At 34.9% G+C, this 18,546-nt stretch carries 21 protein-coding genes; 11 read left to right on the plus strand and 10 right to left on the minus strand.

Annotation, left to right across the window (positions count from 1 at the left end; translation table 11 throughout):
• Positions 1-47: 47 nt before the first annotated feature.
• Positions 48-1,409, plus strand: coding sequence for an IS4 family transposase (locus C7K42_RS09710; protein WP_124175425.1), 1,362 nt, complete (start codon positions 48-50; stop codon positions 1,407-1,409).
• A gap of 2 nt (positions 1,410-1,411) precedes the next feature.
• On the opposite strand, the gene C7K42_RS09715 is transcribed toward C7K42_RS09710, so the two are convergent.
• Entirely contained in the window at positions 1,412-1,732 is a 321-nt protein-coding gene (locus C7K42_RS09715; RefSeq protein WP_014124319.1) for an AraC family ligand binding domain-containing protein, read from the minus strand.
• A gap of 122 nt (positions 1,733-1,854) precedes the next feature.
• Positions 1,855-2,715: an aldo/keto reductase gene (locus C7K42_RS09720; protein WP_014124318.1), complete on the minus strand. Its 861-nt coding sequence runs from the start codon at positions 2,713-2,715 to the stop codon at positions 1,855-1,857.
• A 105-nt stretch (positions 2,716-2,820) separates the two neighbouring features.
• On the opposite strand from C7K42_RS09720, the gene C7K42_RS09725 reads away from it, so the two are divergent.
• Entirely contained in the window at positions 2,821-3,264 is a 444-nt protein-coding gene (locus C7K42_RS09725; protein ID WP_103083554.1) for a MerR family transcriptional regulator, read from the plus strand.
• 79 nt (positions 3,265-3,343) lie between these two features.
• On the opposite strand, the gene C7K42_RS09730 is transcribed toward C7K42_RS09725, so the two are convergent.
• The gene (locus tag C7K42_RS09730) at positions 3,344-4,036 is read right to left on the minus strand and encodes an ArsR/SmtB family transcription factor (RefSeq protein WP_103083553.1); all 693 of its coding nucleotides are present in this window, start codon (positions 4,034-4,036) and stop codon (positions 3,344-3,346) included.
• A gap of 102 nt (positions 4,037-4,138) precedes the next feature.
• On the opposite strand from C7K42_RS09730, the gene C7K42_RS09735 reads away from it, so the two are divergent.
• Positions 4,139-5,512 carry an MFS transporter gene (locus tag C7K42_RS09735; RefSeq protein WP_103083552.1) on the plus strand — a complete coding sequence of 458 codons (1,374 nt, stop codon included), beginning with the start codon at positions 4,139-4,141 and terminating at the stop codon, positions 5,510-5,512.
• A gap of 127 nt (positions 5,513-5,639) precedes the next feature.
• On the opposite strand, the gene C7K42_RS09740 is transcribed toward C7K42_RS09735, so the two are convergent.
• Both C7K42_RS09740 and C7K42_RS09745 read right to left on the minus strand, forming a co-directional pair.
• On the minus strand, positions 5,640-5,837 hold the full coding sequence (locus C7K42_RS09740; protein ID WP_103083551.1) for an MmcQ/YjbR family DNA-binding protein: 198 nt from the start codon (positions 5,835-5,837) through the stop codon (positions 5,640-5,642).
• A gap of 171 nt (positions 5,838-6,008) precedes the next feature.
• A complete protein-coding gene (locus tag C7K42_RS09745; RefSeq protein WP_061840860.1) occupies positions 6,009-6,599 on the minus strand; it encodes a type 1 glutamine amidotransferase family protein in 591 nt (196 codons plus the stop codon).
• Positions 6,600-6,943: 344 nt separating this feature from the next.
• Between C7K42_RS09745 and C7K42_RS09750 the strand changes: the two genes are divergently transcribed.
• The 5 genes from C7K42_RS09750 to C7K42_RS09770 all read left to right on the plus strand — a co-directional run bounded on the left by C7K42_RS09750 (position 6,944) and on the right by C7K42_RS09770 (position 11,094).
• On the plus strand, positions 6,944-8,803 hold the full coding sequence (locus C7K42_RS09750; RefSeq protein WP_061840859.1) for a heavy metal translocating P-type ATPase: 1,860 nt from the start codon (positions 6,944-6,946) through the stop codon (positions 8,801-8,803).
• 77 nt (positions 8,804-8,880) lie between these two features.
• Positions 8,881-9,111: a heavy-metal-associated domain-containing protein gene (locus C7K42_RS09755; protein WP_061840858.1), complete on the plus strand. Its 231-nt coding sequence runs from the start codon at positions 8,881-8,883 to the stop codon at positions 9,109-9,111.
• Positions 9,111-9,653, plus strand: a complete 543-nt coding sequence (locus tag C7K42_RS09760) for a ferritin-like domain-containing protein (RefSeq protein WP_061840857.1) — start codon at positions 9,111-9,113, stop codon at positions 9,651-9,653. The genes C7K42_RS09755 and C7K42_RS09760 overlap by 1 nt, the downstream gene beginning before the upstream one ends.
• 12 nt (positions 9,654-9,665) lie before the next feature.
• Positions 9,666-10,328 carry a Crp/Fnr family transcriptional regulator gene (locus C7K42_RS09765; RefSeq protein WP_061840856.1) on the plus strand — a complete coding sequence of 221 codons (663 nt, stop codon included), beginning with the start codon at positions 9,666-9,668 and terminating at the stop codon, positions 10,326-10,328.
• Positions 10,329-10,623: 295 nt separating this feature from the next.
• Entirely contained in the window at positions 10,624-11,094 is a 471-nt protein-coding gene (locus C7K42_RS09770; RefSeq protein ID WP_061840855.1) for a Dps family protein, read from the plus strand.
• Positions 11,095-11,388: 294 nt separating this feature from the next.
• On the opposite strand, the gene C7K42_RS09775 is transcribed toward C7K42_RS09770, so the two are convergent.
• Positions 11,389-12,213 (minus strand): Rgg family transcriptional regulator, encoded by an 825-nt coding sequence (locus C7K42_RS09775; RefSeq protein ID WP_061840854.1) that lies wholly within the window; start codon positions 12,211-12,213, stop codon positions 11,389-11,391.
• Between the two features lie 93 nt (positions 12,214-12,306).
• Between C7K42_RS09775 and C7K42_RS09780 the strand changes: the two genes are divergently transcribed.
• Entirely contained in the window at positions 12,307-13,533 is a 1,227-nt protein-coding gene (locus tag C7K42_RS09780; RefSeq protein ID WP_061840853.1) for an MFS transporter, read from the plus strand.
• A gap of 386 nt (positions 13,534-13,919) precedes the next feature.
• Here C7K42_RS09780 and C7K42_RS09785 read toward each other — a convergent pair whose 3' ends face one another.
• From C7K42_RS09785 to C7K42_RS09795, 3 genes are all read right to left on the minus strand, one after another.
• Positions 13,920-15,209, minus strand: coding sequence for a hypothetical protein (locus C7K42_RS09785; RefSeq protein ID WP_103083547.1), 1,290 nt, complete (start codon positions 15,207-15,209; stop codon positions 13,920-13,922).
• A 25-nt stretch (positions 15,210-15,234) separates the two neighbouring features.
• Entirely contained in the window at positions 15,235-16,416 is a 1,182-nt protein-coding gene (locus C7K42_RS09790) for an MFS transporter (RefSeq protein WP_159459081.1), read from the minus strand.
• A gap of 289 nt (positions 16,417-16,705) precedes the next feature.
• On the minus strand, positions 16,706-17,287 hold the full coding sequence (locus tag C7K42_RS09795) for a TetR/AcrR family transcriptional regulator (protein ID WP_103083545.1): 582 nt from the start codon (positions 17,285-17,287) through the stop codon (positions 16,706-16,708).
• 264 nt (positions 17,288-17,551) lie between these two features.
• Between C7K42_RS09795 and C7K42_RS09800 the strand changes: the two genes are divergently transcribed.
• The gene (locus C7K42_RS09800) at positions 17,552-17,842 is read left to right on the plus strand and encodes a type II toxin-antitoxin system RelE/ParE family toxin (protein WP_103083544.1); all 291 of its coding nucleotides are present in this window, start codon (positions 17,552-17,554) and stop codon (positions 17,840-17,842) included.
• Between the two features lie 11 nt (positions 17,843-17,853).
• Positions 17,854-18,147, plus strand: a complete 294-nt coding sequence (locus C7K42_RS09805; protein ID WP_103083543.1) for a HigA family addiction module antitoxin — start codon at positions 17,854-17,856, stop codon at positions 18,145-18,147.
• A gap of 66 nt (positions 18,148-18,213) precedes the next feature.
• Here the strand turns inward: C7K42_RS09805 and C7K42_RS09810 are convergent, their stop codons facing one another.
• Positions 18,214-18,456: an AbrB/MazE/SpoVT family DNA-binding domain-containing protein gene (locus tag C7K42_RS09810; protein WP_014124316.1), complete on the minus strand. Its 243-nt coding sequence runs from the start codon at positions 18,454-18,456 to the stop codon at positions 18,214-18,216.
• Positions 18,457-18,546: the final 90 nt, after the last annotated feature.

The raw sequence follows: 18,546 nt of genomic DNA on the forward strand, positions 1-18,546 counted from the left end.
GTATAATAGAATTACCAAAAAACCACTAACCAAGGAGTGTTCATGCCATGTCAATTATAACACAAAAAACGTCAAATTCAGAAAAAATTTCCAACTCTGTGAGTGATTTTTTTCATCGATTCCATGTGGCTTCTGCGTTGAAAAAGGCAAACGCAGTCCATAAAAGGGGTTTTTCGGTTCCTGTTATTTTTTCGTTTTTATTGGCCTCGATCTTTACCAACGGTTCTACCTATCGGTTTTACCAAAAGCAGAAGGAACAGTTGCCTTTTTCGGATAAGACCTTTCGCAATGTCTTGAATGATCCGCACATTCATTGGCAAAAATTACTGATCTTAGTGGCTAAATCCGTCATTACTTTCCTACGTCCATTGACGGATGATGCCCGAAAGACCACGTTTATCGTGGATGACTCCATGTATACCCGCTCGAATGCGAAAAAAGTGGCGTGTGCCGCTTTACAATACGACCATGCCAAGAAAAAATATTTCAAAGGATTTCGTTATTTACAATTAGGCTGGAGTGATGGCAATAGCTTTGTCCCTGTTGCTTTTTCGTTGCTCTCCGGGAAAAGAAAGCTCCAATCTGATCTTGATATCGGGGATCAACGCACGAATAGGGGGAAACGTAAAGCTCAAGCGCTTCGTAAAGGCACGGAAGTGACACTGGAACTGCTTCGATCGGCTTTGAACCAAGGGATCTCTGCAGATTATGTTTTATTTGACACCTGGTTTTCCAGTCCCAAAATGTTCCAACAGGTCCGTGACCTGAAATGCCACTGCGTAGCGATGGTTAAACGTAGTCAAAAGATCTACTATCGTTATCAAGGCCAAAAGATGGATGTCAAAGAAATCTTCAAACGAAATAAAAAGCGCCGCGGTCGTTCTCGCTATCTTTTGAGTGTCCAAGTAGAAGCTGTCGTAGAAGGGGAAGTTTTTCCTATTAAGTTGGTATATATTCGCAATCGCAATAAACGAAACGACTATTTGGTCTTAGCTTCGACCGATATCGATCTAACCGAAGACGAAATCATCCAGCTCTATGCTAGACGCTGGTCGGTGGAAGTCTACTTCAAGATGTGCAAACAATACTTAAAATTAGCCAAGTACCAAGGGATTTCTTATGACGGGATCTTTGCGCATACGACACTGGTAGCTATCGGTTATATGATCCTAGCGGTGCAAGAACGTGAAAGTAAAGACGACCGAACGCTTGGCGAGTTATTTTATCTTCTCATTGATGAGCTTTCCGAGCTTTCTGTATCGGAAGCCATTTTGCAATTACTCGTTTTATTCCAAGAAGCTTTTGCGGATGAATATGTTTTGGATGAAGCCGTATTAAATAACATTATCGAACAGTTCCTTGAAAAACTACCTTTCTCCATGCAAAAACAGCTCAAGCAAGCAGGTTGAAGTTAACTTTTGTGCATAAGATGCTTGGTATACCAAGGGATACGTATCGAAAAATAGGTTTCAAGTTTTAGTCGATAAGTTAAATCCAACGCCTCAACTTGTGTACATCCATGGCTATCAAAAGGATTAAACAACAGAAAGTCTCCTGGATTTACCTCATATTCCAACGTATTGCATGTTAAATTTCGTTTTCCTTTTTCGACAAAACCAATGACATAATAGTCATGAAAATGATTCGGAAAACTTTGAGAGACACCTTCAAAATAATACCCTTCTAGCTTTAACTGCTTGTCAAAATAAATTTCTCGAAAGTCTTTACTCATGTGATTTTGCTACCTCGCTTTTAAATTATCATAGCTACTGCTTTTTTTCTTGAATGATATTGACAATTACAATAAATATGAAAAAGAAGTATCAATTATTTTGGGAAGTCTCCCTTAACTTGCTATTTATCCATAGTTTCTACTTTACCAAGTTTTGTCAATTCTTTTACTACCTCAGGATTATGATGGTCCATAAATAGCGTTTGATGATTATCTAGTTGAGCTAATTGCTCTAGTTCTATTTCTGTTAATTGAAAATCAAAAATCGAAAAATTCTCTACCATTCGTTCTGGATGTACTGTTTTAGGAATAACCACAACACCTAACTGAGTCAAGTAGCGAAGGGTTACCTGAGCTGCTGTTTTATGATATTTCTGTCCGATAGTTGACAGAAGCTTATGGTTAAATAAATCATTCTTCCCTTCGGCTAAGGGGCTCCACGCTTCGGGTGTAATATCATATTCTGTCATTATTTTTCTAAGTTCTTTTTGTTGGTAAAAAGGATGTAGTTTCACTTGATTAATCGCAGGTGTAACTGTAGAAAATTCCGCTAAATCCACAAGTCGATCACTATAAAAATTACTTACACCGATCACTCTTATTTTGCCTTGTTGATAGTATTCAGTCAGTGCCTGATAGGTCCCATAATAATCATTTAATGCTTGATGAATCAATACTAAGTCAAGGTAATCCGTCTGCAAATTTTCTAAAGATTTTTCAAGCGACAATTTCGTTTTTTCATAACCCGCATTAGACACCCAAACTTTGGTTGTCAGAAAAATATCTTCTCTTGCAACTGCGCTTTGTGCAATAGCTTGCCCGACGGCTTGTTCATTTAAATACGCTTGTGCTGTATCGATTAACCGATAACCAACCTCTAAAGCCTTAGATACACATTGTTCGCATTCTTTTTCTTCAATTTGATAGACACCGTAACCTAACATAGGCATTTTTACCCCATTATTTAATCGAATATATTCCATAATCCATCTTCCCTTCTAAAATTGATGATTTACAATTTTAGTGTAATGCTTTAGAGTAACTCTAAAGCAAGCGTTTATAAAAAATATTTTGGAGGGTGATGATTAGTGCTCTATAGTGTGCAAGAAGTTGCGGATATCCTAAATATGAATGTTCACACCATTCGTTATTATACGAACCAAGAATTGATTCCTAATCTCAAAAGAGACTCACACGGCTATCGAAAATTTAATGAAGAATCTATCAATTGGTTGATTATTATCTACTATTTACGCCAATGTCAGATGACCATCCGTCAGATTCGTCATTATATTTCATTATGCCTAAAGGGAAATCCGACGATCACAGAACGATATAAAATTATCACAAGCTTACGAGAAAAAACAAAGCAACAAATATCTGACGCAGAAACGCGCTTGAATTTTCTAAATGAAAAACTGACACAATTTGACCAAATTCTTAATGGAGAAATAACTGATGAACTCAACCCTATCTATTGGACAAATAAAAAAGAACAATTTATAAAAGAACGATTGGAAGAAAAACAATAAAAAACACACGAGTTGATTTGAGCCAACCTCCAAAGTTAGATTTTAAGTCTAGCTTCTGAGAATTGGCTCAAATTTTTTCCTATTCTTTTTCTGCAGGCTTAAATCCAAACTCAGCGACAAAGCCCTGATATCCTTGAGGCGTAACCCTCACAGAACGATGAATCGTCCCTTCTTCCAACCACTGCAAAGTAAGTAATTTTTTCGTTAACTGTAAAGCAAAGGGCCCCGCAATATGAAACTTGCGTTCAGTCCAGTCAACATGATAAGGAATCGTTTGTGTTAAAAACTTTTTTGTAGATGTTAGACCAAATTCTTGGGTCCACACATACCCCTTCTGCGTTAATAAAGCGGAATTTCCTAAATCTTTAATATAACCTAAATTGTTCATCGCCTTGGTTAACTGAATTCCCAGATTTCCTGCTAGATGACCATAGCAAGTTCGTGCATAAGAGAGCGCCCTTTTATCTAAAGAATCTCTCATCGAACAAACTTCAATCTCAGGGGAAAGCGCAAGCATTCCTTCCACTACTTCTGCGACTTTTGGATTAGCAATATAATAATAACGATACTTCCCTGATTTCTGTTGGTTAAGAAACCCCGCCTTCATTAATTTTGCTAGGTGCTCACTTGTTGTTTGGGGAGATACTTTGACCATCTTAGCAATTTCACCTGCAGGTAAGGCTTTGCCATCGCTTAAAGCCACGAGTATCGCCATACGCGTCGGATGGCCAAATAGAGCACTAGTGCTATAAAAGTTCTTATAAATAGACATACTCTCCCTCCTTGCCTTTTTTTAAGTATAGCATTTATATCATTCGGCGGAGGACGAAATATATCTTTGTTATAGTCAAATAATAGCAAAGGAGATGTTTTTATGAATGAGAAAATTACGAATGGCAAAAAGCCACAACTCAGTCACGCCCTGACTTTTGTTGCTTGTATGGGAATGTTTTTATCCACCTTAGATACAGGGATTATGAACGTAGCACTGCCCTTTTTCACCCAATTTTTTAACACGCATGAGAATATTGCCGCAATGAGTGTTGTAGGTTACACAGTCAGCTTAGCCGCCGTTATTATGCCTTTAGGCAGTCTAAGCGATCGAATAGGCAAATTGAAAATTTCATTTTTCGGCTTTTTGTTATTTGGCATAAGTTCACTGTTATGCGGTTTAGCACCCAATATCCTATTTCTAATTATTTTTAGAGTTTTTCAAGGCATTGGAGCTGCTGCCTTACAAGCGACTTCCTCTGCTTTGATTACTTCTTATGTAAAAAAAGAACAACTTAATAAAGCCTTAGGTACGTTGGGCATTGCCATTGGGTTAGGTCCTGTTTTAGGTCCATCTATCGGCGGAATGTTTCTATCCTTAGGTGCCTGGCAATGGATTTTTTGGATCAATATTCCTTTAGTTTTAGTAACTTTATTTGTTAATCTCTTTTTATTAAAACAAATAAAAAGCTCCCCAGTTAAAATCAATTCTTTCGATTATAAAGGAACCAGTTTATGCTTAACTGCCATTGTTTTGTTGCTTAGCGGATTAAATTTCATCGTTGAACCAAGTCAACTAGCCTTAGGAACAATCTTTATTCTGGGTGCAATGATTGTTTTCATTATGCTGATTAAAGTGGAACAAAAGCAAGAAAATCCGCTTTTTCATTTACAAGATTATCGGAAAAGTAAAATCGCTTTAGACTTACTGGAAACAGCGCTTCTAGGGTTTGCGACTTCAATGATATTTTTGTTACCACCTTTTTTACTCGAACAACTTTTACACATTAGTTCAGGAAAGACCGGCTTGTATGTATTAGGAGCGCCTATCGGATTGGTTGTATTTTCTAAAATCAGCGGAAATCTAAATGATGGAACAAAACATCAGCAATTTGTCAGAATTGGCTTATGGACAATGTTTATTTCTTTTATATTGTTAGCACTCACTTCAAAGTTATGGACGCCTATTTTAGTCACTTCTTTGTTATTTATATATGGTGCAGGCGCTGGATTCTTTCAACCAGCCAATATTGCGCTTATCATGCAGTCATCTTCGCAAAAAATGCAAAGTGAGGCCGGTTCTTTACAACGGATGATTCAAAATATCGGAATCGCCATAAGCACCACCGTGGGCTCAGGCATTTTGATTCTGCCATTTTCATTAAGGACAAATCTGACGATCGGATGGGGGTTAACTACTAGCTTATTATTCATCACTCTTTTTACCCATTTGTTTATTAAAAGAGCCAAAAAATAAGTAAGGAAGAGCTTCTCGCAAAAGCTTTTAAAATAAATTTATCCCGAATACCAAGAATAAAAGGAATGTACAACAAAAAAGTGAAGTTAGGACTGTTTTGACATGTTCAACTTCCTTTTACTATTCATTAAACTTTTATCATATAAAAACTATCTTCAATTAATGCGAATAGTTCACCAACACTTACTTCACTCAGTAAAATTGTAACCCAATACTTTTTATCCATAAGATAGGCCGGTAGAAACTCATCTTTCATCACTAAAAGTTCAAGAAACGCTGAATTCAATTTAATATCTGTGATACCTAATTCTTCTTTTCCTTTCAATCACAAATTTTGCACCTGTTTATTTGACCACTCTGATTGTAAATAACATAGGAGGAAAAAACATTATTCTAACATAACTAATCCTTGTAAAGGGCGCTTATTATTTTGTGAACTATATGAGTTTAATTAGGTCTGAAGATAAAGAAAAACGGTCTTAATCAGACCGCAAAGCTACGAGAACGGATCTCCATATTTTTCAACATACCCATAATAGCCCATTTTATATAAATCAATTGTCTTCGTGATTTCTTTTGGTTCATCAAAACGAACCGCTTCTAAACACAGTTGGCTAAATTCTAACGGCGCAGTACCATTAGCTGTGATCAAGTTGCGGTCCCTTACCGCTTGCTCTTCACAAAAATCAGCCGCATTCGTATAACTTTCAAAATCTGTCCATAAAAATTGAGTGTTGCCTGTATGTTTGTATCCCTCTAAAAGGCCATTTTGTGCTAGAAAATCTACTGCCCCGCATATAGCACTAACAATATTTCCTTGTTTTAAATGATAAGTAACCAGTTTTACTATGCTTGAATTTGTAATTTCCCATGAATTACCACCTATTAAAACCAAAAGATCAATGTTTTGCGGAATATTTTCTATTAAGTAGTCTACATCTACTTGAAATCCACCAATGGAAGTAACTTTAGGTTTGATTGAAGCCGTCTTAACATTCCAAGTTGTATCACTGTTAAGTATACTAGCAATATATGAGGGTTCCCAATCAGCATATTCATCTAATAAAAATACTATGGCTTGTTTCATTAAACAATCGCCTCCGTTCCTTTATGTGAATAGTTTACCATTAAAAGAATAAATGACCAACTTATGCTCATTTTTTAAATTATTTAAAGTGTAACTCTAGTGAATCTCACACTTTTAAGAAAGTTTTTATAGTTACAAACGCTTAATACAACAACTGCAAGAATAAATAAATTAGTGAGTAAGCTTTTCAAAAGCCTTCCCTCGATCGCAATAAATATCCAGCTTAGTGGACTGTAGCAATTATTTTTGTTATACGTGTTAAAGTTTCATTTCTTGATAACCATCAATTTCTTTTTCGTTTTTTTTAGCTACACTGTAGTTGTTCAAAGAAAGGAGATGTAAAAATGAAGCTACAACAGTGGATTATGCAGCATAAGAATCATTTGACATTGATTAATGGTCTATTGATTCTTTTGGCTGGTGTTTCAAAATTTTTATTCACATGGATATTCGGTTATCAGCTTGCCATGCTGATTGCTTCTGTGATTGGTATGCTACCAATTTTTCTACAAGCTTATCAAGCATTAAGGGTAAAAGTTATCAGTATCGATTTATTAGTGAGTGTCGCCATTTTAGGCGCACTATTGATTGGTGAATATAATGAGTCAGCTATTGTCGCCTTTTTGTTTTTGTTTGGTAGTTTTTTAGAACAAAAAACGCTAGAGAAAACACGGACAGCCATTCACTCTTTAACTCAAATGGCCCCTAAAAGTGCGCTAAAGATCACAGACAATGGTCGCACAGAATCGGTTGACATTGATGATATTGATAAAGGAGATCATTTGTTAGTAAAAACAGACGCTCAAGTTCCTGTGGACGGTGTTATTGATGAAGGCGAGGGTTATTTAAATGAAGCCAGTGTAACCGGTGAATCGCAGCAAAGAAAAAAAGAAAAAGGCGACGATGTTTTTGCTGGAACTTTTTTAGATAATGGCACCTTAAAAATTGTCACAAAAAGAGTTGGCGAAGATACTACTTTTGGAAAGATTATCGAATTAGTGGAAGAAGCACAAGATAGTAAATCGAATGCAGAACGTTTTATCGATAAATTTGCCAAATATTACACACCAGCGGTCCTACTCTTAGCTTTTATTGTCGGGATTTTTTCTCAAGATGTTCGCTTAGCCATCACCATTTTAGTTTTAGGTTGTCCAGGCGCTTTAGTGATCGGTGTTCCTGTTTCAAATGTCGCAGGAATTGGAAGTGGTGCCAAAAGCGGCATTTTAATCAAAGGGGGCGAAGTGATCGACAAATTTAGCAAAGTAGATACTTTTGTCTTTGACAAAACAGGGACTTTAACCATGGGGAAACCCAGTGTGGCTGCCGTCAAAAATTATACTGATAATTTCACTGAAAGCTTAAAAATCACTGCTAGCATTGAAAGAGAGTCCGATCATCCATTAGGTCAGGCAATTGTCGATTATGCGAACGTTTCTAGTTATGTTTCTGTTGAGCAAACCAACGTGGTTAAAGGTCAAGGTATTATAGCAACTTTATCCGATAAGAAGGTGTTGATTGGAAACCAGTCATTAATGGTAGATCACCATGTCCCCCTCTCCAAATCTATCAAAAAAGACATTCATCAACTGCAATCTACGGGACATTCTTTAGTGATGGTTGCAATGAATGGTCGACTATCCTTATTAATAGGCATTAAAGATCAAATTCGGCCCGGTGCAAAAGAAACTCTTGCCCATTTAAAACAAACGGGCGTCAAAGAGCTCATCATGTTAACCGGCGACAACCAAGAGACTGCAGAAAATATTGCCCAAGAGCTAGGGATCACCAAAGTCTACGGCAACCTACTGCCAGAAAACAAGGCGGATTATATTCGTCAGTTACAAAAAGAGGGGCATCAAGTTGCTTTTGTCGGTGATGGCGTAAATGATAGTCCCTCCCTTGCTTTAAGTGATGTGGGAATAGCCATGGGCGGCGGAACAGAAGTTGCAATTGAGACCTCTGATGTTGTTTTGATACAATCAAATTTCGAAAGAATCGCCAAAGCTTACCATCTTACGAAAAAAATCGCCCTTAACATGCAAGAAAATATTATGATTGCACTTGCCACTGTCTTATTGCTGCTTATTGGTTTAATTTTCGGCTATATTTATATGGCAAGTGGGATGTTTGTTCACGAACTAAGTATTTTGATTGTCATTTTTAATGGGATGAGGCTCTTACTCGGTACGAAGAAAAAAGCATAAAAATTGATAGCTATCAATTTTTTCTCTGACAATCTATTTTAAACTAGCAATAGAAATAAAAAAGGAGGAATTTTATTATGGAAAAAGTCATTCTTCAATTAGGAACATTAACTTGTCCTTCATGTATGCAAAAAATAGAACAAGCAGTGAAAAAGGAAAACGGTGTAGAAAAAGTGAAGGTATTATTCAATGCAAGTAAGGTCAAAGTGGAGATCAATCCAGCTCTCACAAATGCCGAAGCGCTCAAAAAGACCATCGAAAAAGTCGGCTATAAAGTAGAAAACACAAAAACAAAGGAGCTTTCTTAATGAGTCCAAAAGAAAAATATCAAGAAGAATTAAAACAAAGTGAAATCGATCATCATACACCAACTGCCGGTGCTTTGGTCGGTCACATCCTATCCAATCTTGTCATCCAACAAAACAAGTTAAGACAGCTGCTTTACTATGTAAAAGGCAGTGAACAAACTTTTGTGCAAGAAGTATTCTCTACAATCATCGACCAGGAAAGTCAATTATTTGACGAATTGAACCATTTGATGTTAGATGAGGGAGAAGTGATCCCCACAACGACCGAAGAATTTACTCAATATAGTATGTTGGAAGAAAGCGGCCGTCTAAAATATGAACCAGTCAATGATCGATTGATGGAAACTGTTCAAGACTTTGCTACGCAGCTGTTGTTCATTACTCGAGGAATTACCCTAGCAGAAAATGAAAATAAATGGGGGATCGCAGATTTCTTGAAAAAGTTAAATACTTGGATAAAACATCAAATCTTTGTCATCCAAAGTTATTTAGGGCATGAAGTCACTGAAGGTTTGGAAGAAGACGAAGATGACGACGAATAAAAGAGGTTGATTATGAGTCAAAAAGAACATTTATGTGTCACCTTAGTTCCCTTATTTAATCATTTGGATTGGGAAGATCAAAAAAAGATTCACCAGCTTGTTCGACATATTCCCTTTAAAAAAGGAGAAACCATTCTTTCTCCTTATGACGATCCACAGCTTGTAATTGTCGCCCGAGGTCTCTTAAAAGTTTATCAGCTTTCCCCCAGCGGCAAAGAACAATTGCTACGAGTAGTGGAACCTGGTGGCTATGAAGGAGAAAATGCCATATTTGGCGTTGAGAATAGCAATCTTTTTGGTGAAGCTTTGCAAAATACAGAAGTCTGTCTATTAAAACAAAGTGACTTCCAAGCGCTTTTAACAGATTATCCGCAATTAAGTTTAAAACTTTTAACCATTAATGCCCAAAAAAATGCCAAAGTTGAAGAGCAGACTCAATTTCTCACGATGGAAAAAATTGAAGAACGGCTGGCTACCTATCTCTTAGATTTAGCGAAAGCTGAAGAAAGTTCTCAAGTAAAAATTCCTATGAAGATGAAAGAATTGGCTGCTTTTCTTGGAACCACCCCGGAAACATTATCGCGCAAATTAAAATCCTTGGAACGCGCACAATTGATTAAAAGAGAAAAACAAACCATTCAGCTTCTTGATTACGAAGGTTTAGAAGAAATTTAACGCATGAACTAGGATGAACATGCTTTTAAGTACAGAGGAAAAAGCTATTTTTTTAAATAAATAAGTCAATGAATTCTTCAAAAAAGGATTGTAATTTTATATAAAATCGTTTAAAATATTTATTAGATTATAATAATTATAATCTGTCTTTCTTATCTTTATTAAAGGAGCGTGATTCTAGGAAATATTTCTTTGATTTATAGATCGCAGGTTAGGCGGAAGTCGTAAAGAATAGTTGATAACTATTATCAATTAGATGGTGTGTTTAATTTACAAAAAAGAGGAGGCATTTTCAATGAAATTTGAAAAGACAAAAGAAACATTAAACCAATTAGTAGCAGATTTAAGTCAGTTCGCGGCTGTTATCCATCAAACCCACTGGTACATGCGTGGACCAGAATTCTTAACATTACATCCAATGATGGATGATTATATGGATGAAATTAACGATCAATTAGATGAAATTGCAGAACGTTTGGTTGCCTTAGATGGCTCGCCTTATTCCACCCTACAAGAATTTGCGGATCACACTGGCATCAAAGATGAAGTTGGTACTTGGGATCGTTCGATGAGCGAACGATTAGAAACTTTGGTATCTGGCTATCGCTATTTAGCAGACCTTTATCAAAAGGGAATTGAAATTTCTGGCGAAGAAGGCGATGATTCCACACAAGATATCTTTATTGCTTACAAAAGAGATATCGAAAAAAATATATGGATGATTCAAGCTGAACTTGGCCATGCGCCAAATAATGACCCAGCATAGAAAATTCACTTGTGTAAACATTCTCTGATTCGCTGTTAAAAAAACAAAACGAACCTTCCTTTTCTATCAGTGAAGAAGAAGATAATCACAATTTATCGTAAAAAATAAACTTGAAAAATGAAAATTCATTTTATGCTTTATCATTTCTAGCACTGGTCGCAAGAAACCATTTCTTGGGCACCAATGCTAGTTTTTTATTTTTTGAGAAAATATAAAATAATTTGCTTGAAAGCTCGTAGAATAAAGCTACTAATAGTTAACCAAGCAGCTAGACACTTTGGCAAAGTCTCTTTTTTAATCTATAAGTCCTTTTATCTCATCTACCAATTGTCCATTACCAAGAAATTGAGCTGTAGTTAATACATTCAAAAGCTCTTCTTCTCCCTTTATCTCATCTAGATATAAAAAAGTAACCTTTGCTTCATAGTATTTTGCTAGAAGTCGAAAACCGTCCATCGTAATTTCGATAGTTAAGTTATTCAATAACCTTAGATTTTTGATTGCGTTAGTTACATCCCCTTCTATAATCATACGATCAATACAATTACTTAATGCCATAGCAAAAATAAAATCGCTATTACGATAAAATGTGTACCTATTCTGCGCTTTTAATACTTCTTGCAATAAAATAATCATTAAGGAATAAGGCAACACATAACAATTATTCGCAAAAAATCTTATATCACTTAATGTCCATGAAGATAAATTAGAGAAATAGTTCACTACACTTTCCAATTCTTCCTTATTGGGTTCTAATTGATTGTTATAACTTCTTAAAAGACGGTAACTGGCTAATTGTATTCTTTCAATTCCAATGGCGTCGTCTTCAGCATGCTGTACATTTTCTTCAAATTCTACTAGATTATTTGCATTCCAAGCTTTACTGATCCGATAGCTATAATAATCATCTTTTTGTGGCTTATAGCCATTTCTTATCCATTGGAATTCATCCATTGTGATCATAAGATTAGAAAGCACTTGGTTAAATTTATCGACAGCTAAAATACGCTCGCCATTTTCAAATTTAATCGCATTGGTCTTTGAACAAACGTCGATATACACTGATTTTAATGGTAGCCCCTTGTTTAAACGAATAGTTTTTATTGTCTCCCCGTACAAAAAGCTTACTTCCTCTCTTTAGTAAACTAAAGTTTACTTTTCGATCATTATACACTACTTTCCTTCATAATTTCCCTACAAAGGAGGAAAATTATGCTTACTTTTTTAAAAAATAACCCTATATTTTCAAAAATTGCCGGTATTAGCCTATTTTCAAAAGTAGGAGATCGTTTATTTTATACGGCAATGCTAACGACTGCTGCTTCGTTACCTAATGGAAACACAGCTGTCATGATGGTCTCTATTTCAGAAACTTTACCCATCTTGTTGAGTTTTTTTCTGGGTACACTAGCTGACAAAAAGAAAAGAAAAATCCATCTTCTTATTCAAAATTCTTTCGTCCGAACGGTGATGTATCTATCTATTGGTTTGTTATTCAACTATCCACATACATTATTTTTGCTTTTTTTAATGGCTTCTTTCAACTTTATCTCTGACCTAGCAGGAAACTACTCCTCAGCTTTGGTTACTCCATTTACCAAAAATTTAGTTAAAGCTGAAGATATGGAACAAGCACAAGGAATAATCAGTATGACTACACAATTAATTAATGTACTCGCAACTTTTGCAGGTGCAACGCTTTTATCATTTTTTTATAGAAGTACCTTAGCATATATTAATGCTTCGGTTTTCTTTATCGTAGGAATAGGATATTTTTTCATATATCCTGAGTTGAGTGCTGTAGAAAAAAAGATAACTGTGAACAATAATGAAAATACATTACCTACAATCAAAAAAAATTTCAAATTATTACTTCATAACAAGTCCATTTTAAATAATCTTTTCCAACTTTCTTTACTAAATGGTTTTTTCGGGGGTTTGACTCCAATTTTCGTTCTTTTTATCCAGACAAATCAATCTTTAATGTTTATTCCCAGTCCGATAAAAATTTCTTTGTTATCAGCTTTAATTACTGTTGCTATGGTATTTGGCAATGCTTTAAACACTAAATTATTTCTCAATGTTTCAATAGGAAAATTAAATAATATTGCTAGTTCATTTATTAGTTTAGGAGGAATTGCCTTGCTTTTAAATAATTTCTATCTAGTTTTTGTCAGTGCAGGCGTTGTTTCTTTCTTATTAGGTATCGTTTCCCCCAGATTTTCTGCTAAAATTATAAATAAATATCCCACAGAACACTTAGGTGGCATCGTTACTACTGTAAATTCTCTCTTAGTTTTAACGCCTCCTATGACAAGCTTCATTTTCCCCATTTTGACAAATGTCAGCCTAAATTTTTCTTATTTTGGCTTCATTCTTTATAGTATAATTTTATTAGTATTGAGTTTTGTTATCTTGAAACATAAAAAAACAAGCTAGAAACGCTTCTAATAAACGTTTCTAACTTTATTTGTAACAGCTACCAAATCATGAAGATTTTTTATGCCTATAAATGTTTTTAATTACCTGAATGATTCCCCAGATAACTAGTAGAGGAAGTACGACTAGGATCAAGAAATTTCCATCTTCCTTCCAGTCAATAAAATACAAACAAATACGAAAAGCTATTAATAAAATAACTGCAAGAGTAAATGAATTAGTGAATAGCTTTTTCACAAGCATCTCCCCTTATTGTGATATGTTTCTATTTGAATATACTATAACACTTTATTAAAAACTATTTAAGGTAAAATAACTTATACTATGGACAACGAAAAAAGGGGGGATAGTTCTTTTACCCTTTTTCGTCATTAATTTTATACAAGTTAAATATCTTTTGTAGGCGAGTACCCATTATTTTCCACAATCATTGGCGTAGAGTCTTTACCATTGGCGACAATTTCACCGTCTATTGTAAAAGTTTCAACCATGTCGCCGTCTATATGATAGCTACTTACCGTATCCCCGTTTGTTACTATGTTGTTATCCACATGGAGTTGTTTAATTCTACCACCCTCTTGTATATTAATACCATCCGCGGCTAGATCGACAAGAACACCCTTAACTAGAGTTTCTCCAAGTGTACCATATGTCTCAACGCTATTTTCAACGGTTATTTTCCCAATAGCTCTACTAATTTGAATCCCGATTGAACCATTCCCGTGAGTCATAATTGAATGAAAGGTTGCATTTTCAATTGTCCCATCATATTGATTGAAGCCACGTGCGCCAAGACCAAATGTTTCAATTTTATCTTTGGCTTTAAAATTATGGACAATACCGAAATTGACAAAACCAATGCCGTTTGGACCATAAGAAAGAATAGGTGCTTTAACTAACCAATCAATAACTACACCCCACACATCTAATACCATATCATTCGTTCCGTAAGTGACAATATTTTCTTGACTAACAATCTGTTTAGCTTTTGCACCTGTTAATATAAAAATAGCACCTGTGATTAAATTAGGTTGTCCTTGAGGGATCATCCCATTTGTATAGACTGCTTTAGTTGTCAATCTGTTAACCAGTACACTACCACCTTCTTCATTAAATCCAGCGATAAAAATACCAGAACCAATAACCGGCGCCCCTGCTCTTCCAACCGAAATATCTTCTAAGTTTGCTTCAATTTTACTATCCGGATGACTATTATAATTATAGATAGTTAGAGCACCCTGATAAACATTAGCACCATATTTATGTGGTTGCTCAGAAAATTTACGACTATCACTAGCAACAATATCAACATTTTCAGCTATTATTTTTGCTTTTAAAGTATTTTCTCGAGTGATTAGTTGGATTTGCCCTGTAACAGTTAAACGATTTAACGTAATTTCTCCTAAATCCTTTTGAATAGATTGGATAAAAATTGCACGGTTGGTTGGAACAGTTTGTATGATCAGATTGGATAAAGTGTTATTTCCTGTTAAAGCAAAACCATCACTATGAGTAAAACTCAGAAAGATAGTAGCTTCGGAGGTGCCTATCAATTGCATTCCTTCTGGAAGTATGATTGAACTATCAAAAGTCATAGAGTTTTGTAATTCTAAAGTAGATGATTGATTTTGTTTAACTGCTGTTAGTAATTCAGATGAAGTGTAAATTTTTTTCATTTGATATCTCTTCTCGTAAAATTTTTTATTGATTTTTTCCTTTTTCGATCTTATCTGTATTTTTGCTAACTAGTGTGCACAATAAAAAGATAACCGCAATAACGGCCATAGCTATTGTCGTGTAAGGAGCAATAGCTGCTTTAGCAACAATCACGCCTAATAAGGAAGTCCCGACAACACCCCCTGTTTGTCTAGCTACATTCACTAAACTGCTTGATACATTTTGATAATTTACCGGAGCATTATTTAAAACTAAAGCTGTCATTGATGGCGCCGACAGCCCCGTACCAAAACTCAAGAAAATAAAGCCCAGAACCGCAATAACGTAATGGATATTTACTGTATAATAGAGTAAGATTACGCTACCAATAAATGAGAAAAACATTCCTTTATACAAGACATTTTGCGGTGTATATTTTAGCAATAGCTTGCCAGCAATCGAGTAGGACGTAAATGCACCGACCAAAGTAAGAGGGAGTAACAGTAGTCCGGTCTCTAACGCTGAATTTTTTAATGTTTGCTGGAAAACAAGTGTAAAGACAAAAAGCATTCCATATAGACCAAAATTATAAACAAAACTAGCAAAAAGGCCGTTATCTACTACATTATTAGCTAAAAGCTTGGGTGGAAATAAATTTGTTTTATTTGTAGAATGAGCAACTTTTCTTTCAGAAAGTAGTAATAAGACTAAAATAACGGCAGCTGTAAGATAGCCCCAAATAGAATTTTGTGTGATGCCAGTATTACTAATTTGGATTGTTGTATAAATAAAAGTGGCTAGTCCCAATATTGCAGCAATTTGTGAAAGCATCGAATAGCTTTTTTTACTCCTAGAAATCTGTTGTTCAATAACAAAATAAAAGGAAATGATTCCTACTAATAGGCAAATGGGAATGTTGATATAAAATACCGCTCGCCAGTTAAACAAACTGATCAATCCACCACCAACTAAAGGACCCGCAGCAAAGCCAACACCCGAAACGCCTGACCAAATACTTAAAGCATACCCACGCTGTTTGCTATCTGGATATTGACTACTAATCAGAGATAACCCAGTCACAGCTAACAAACTTGCGCCAATTCCTTGAAATATTCGCATAAAAATTAAAAATTTCGCTGTCATTGTTAAAGCACAAGCTAAAGAAGAAAAACCAAAGATGACAAGTCCTAATAAAAAAGTAAATTCCCCCCCCAAAGCGACTTGCAAAAATTCCAGCAGGTAATAAACCTACCGCAAATACTAAGGTGTATGCATTCAATATCCACAAAAAATCGGTAGCTAAAGCAGAAAAAGCGGTCTTAATTTCAGGCAAGGCAACATTTAATACATTAGCATCAAGCACAACCAATGCTGAGCCGATACAAAGCCCAATTAAAGTCCAATTACTTGAGGTTTTCTGGAATTTATTTGTTTTTTTCACATTAGCCCTCCTTTTTTGTACCAATCAGTGCAAAATGATATTAAAAAAATAACGTTTGATAAAACCAGAACGTTATTACAAACTATAAATGACGCTTTCAACCATATGTTCAACGTCAGATCGAGCCATATCAGCTTTTGCCATGACATTAATACTATGGTTCAAATTTAAAAATAAAAACGCTTGTGCCTTTATATCCACTGATGATGTAATCTCTCCTTTTCGTTTACCTTTTTCTAATAAATCGAAAAATAATTTTTCTAGTTCTGTAAACTGATCTTGAACTAAAGCGTCTACTTCAGACTCTAAATCCTCAGGCAATGAAATATCTTCCATAGCTGTGTTTGTTATTAGACACCCTAAGGGCGAATCGTAAGCAGCTGAAATCCGTTGTCGAAAGTACTCTCTCAAACCCTCTTTTGTACTACTTGCATTCAATAAAATCTCTTTACGAAAAGCCGTTTTTTGACGATAATACGCCACACATTCAGTAAATAAATTCGCTTTATCTTTAAAAGTATTGTATAAACTGGAGCGACTAATACCTGTAGCTTGTAATAAATCTTGTAAACTAGTCTTTTCATAACCTTGCTTCCAAAACACTAGCATAGCTTTATCTAGAATTTCTTCCTGATTAAAAACAACAGAGCGTGTCATATAAATTCCTCCTAATCATAAACGAGTATACATCAATTGTACCGATTAGTCCAATAAAATTTAATTCATTTCTTTCATGTTGTAAACAACAATAACTTTATATAGTGAATCACACTTCTTCGAAACATTTTTTTATAAAAATTTTCTTGGAAAAATTATTCACATAGGTTTTAGGAAACTTTAATAGAAATTGGGTATATAACATCATTGACTTATACATGCATTGCAGGTATAATAAAACTAAACTTAACTAGAGGAAAGAGTATGATAAAGAGTTTTGCAGATAAGGAAACAGAAAAAGTATATGAACAAAAGTTTTCAAAGAAATTACCGCAATCTATACAAAAAGTGGCTTTGCGCAAATTGTTGATGATTGATAATGCAACAAGTGTTAATGATTTAAGAATTCCACCAGCAAACCATCTAGAGCAATTAACAGGGCGTCGACAAGGACAGTATAGCATTAAAATTAATGCTCAATATCGAATATGTTTTTCGATAGAAAATCAAAACGATTTTAATCATGTTGAAATTGTGGATTATCATCGTGGATAGGAGGAATAATTATGAACGAAATTCCAACACCAAAAATTAGTGAAATTTTAAGAGAAGAATTTATGGATCCATTGAATCTTTCAGCATATTCATTAGCTAAGCATATTAATGTTCCTATATCAAGAATTCAAGATATTTTACATGATCGTCGACAAATAACTGTGGATACATCTGTCAGATTAGGAAGGTTTTTTGGTATCTCTGATCGTTACTTTTTGAACTTGCAAAACGATATTGATATTCGTAATGCAGAAAAAAATAACGGAGACGAATATGGACAAATAAAACAATATCAATTGAACTAAGCTAATTTAAAAAGGTGCTACCATAAATTAAAATGGTAGCACCTTTTCTTTTTTAATAATAGTTTCTCATTTTGTTACCAGAGACTTGTATAACTCATCATGCTTTTGTACAGATTTAGCCATAATCATTTCTAACCCTTTTTGTTGTTCATCTTTTTCTTCTTTCTTAACAAGAATTTCTTTTAATTGAGCTTTATCAACATAAACTGTATCAATTTTCTTTGCTTTAATACTTTCTAATAATTCTCTGGGCAAAGTAGCTACAACTGAATGCCCGATTTCTCTCAATTTCCTTTTTCGAATTGTCACTTGTTTTACCACCTTGTATATTATGTTAAAAGAAAGCATCGATAAATTCACTGGATTCTTGTTCTCGTTCTCTAATTTCACCTAAAACAC

This window comes from Tetragenococcus halophilus subsp. halophilus DSM 20339 (assembly GCF_003841405.1).
Lineage (GTDB): Bacteria > Bacillota > Bacilli > Lactobacillales > Enterococcaceae > Tetragenococcus > Tetragenococcus halophilus.

Coding starts and splice junctions, on each gene's coding strand:
- C7K42_RS09710 (WP_124175425.1), top strand. CDS start 48: ATGTCAATTATAACACAAAAAACGTCAAATTCAGAAAAAATTTCCAAC.
- C7K42_RS09715 (WP_014124319.1), bottom strand. CDS start 1,732: ATGAGTAAAGACTTTCGAGAAATTTATTTTGACAAGCAGTTAAAGCTA.
- C7K42_RS09720 (WP_014124318.1), bottom strand. CDS start 2,715: ATGGAATATATTCGATTAAATAATGGGGTAAAAATGCCTATGTTAGGT.
- C7K42_RS09730 (WP_103083553.1), bottom strand. CDS start 4,036: ATGTCTATTTATAAGAACTTTTATAGCACTAGTGCTCTATTTGGCCAT.
- C7K42_RS09735 (WP_103083552.1), top strand. CDS start 4,139: ATGAATGAGAAAATTACGAATGGCAAAAAGCCACAACTCAGTCACGCC.
- C7K42_RS09745 (WP_061840860.1), bottom strand. CDS start 6,599: ATGAAACAAGCCATAGTATTTTTATTAGATGAATATGCTGATTGGGAA.
- C7K42_RS09750 (WP_061840859.1), top strand. CDS start 6,944: ATGAAGCTACAACAGTGGATTATGCAGCATAAGAATCATTTGACATTG.
- C7K42_RS09755 (WP_061840858.1), top strand. CDS start 8,881: ATGGAAAAAGTCATTCTTCAATTAGGAACATTAACTTGTCCTTCATGT.
- C7K42_RS09760 (WP_061840857.1), top strand. CDS start 9,111: ATGAGTCCAAAAGAAAAATATCAAGAAGAATTAAAACAAAGTGAAATC.
- C7K42_RS09765 (WP_061840856.1), top strand. CDS start 9,666: ATGAGTCAAAAAGAACATTTATGTGTCACCTTAGTTCCCTTATTTAAT.
- C7K42_RS09770 (WP_061840855.1), top strand. CDS start 10,624: ATGAAATTTGAAAAGACAAAAGAAACATTAAACCAATTAGTAGCAGAT.
- C7K42_RS09780 (WP_061840853.1), top strand. CDS start 12,307: ATGCTTACTTTTTTAAAAAATAACCCTATATTTTCAAAAATTGCCGGT.
- C7K42_RS09785 (WP_103083547.1), bottom strand. CDS start 15,209: ATGAAAAAAATTTACACTTCATCTGAATTACTAACAGCAGTTAAACAA.
- C7K42_RS09795 (WP_103083545.1), bottom strand. CDS start 17,287: ATGACACGCTCTGTTGTTTTTAATCAGGAAGAAATTCTAGATAAAGCT.
- C7K42_RS09800 (WP_103083544.1), top strand. CDS start 17,552: ATGATAAAGAGTTTTGCAGATAAGGAAACAGAAAAAGTATATGAACAA.
- C7K42_RS09805 (WP_103083543.1), top strand. CDS start 17,854: ATGAACGAAATTCCAACACCAAAAATTAGTGAAATTTTAAGAGAAGAA.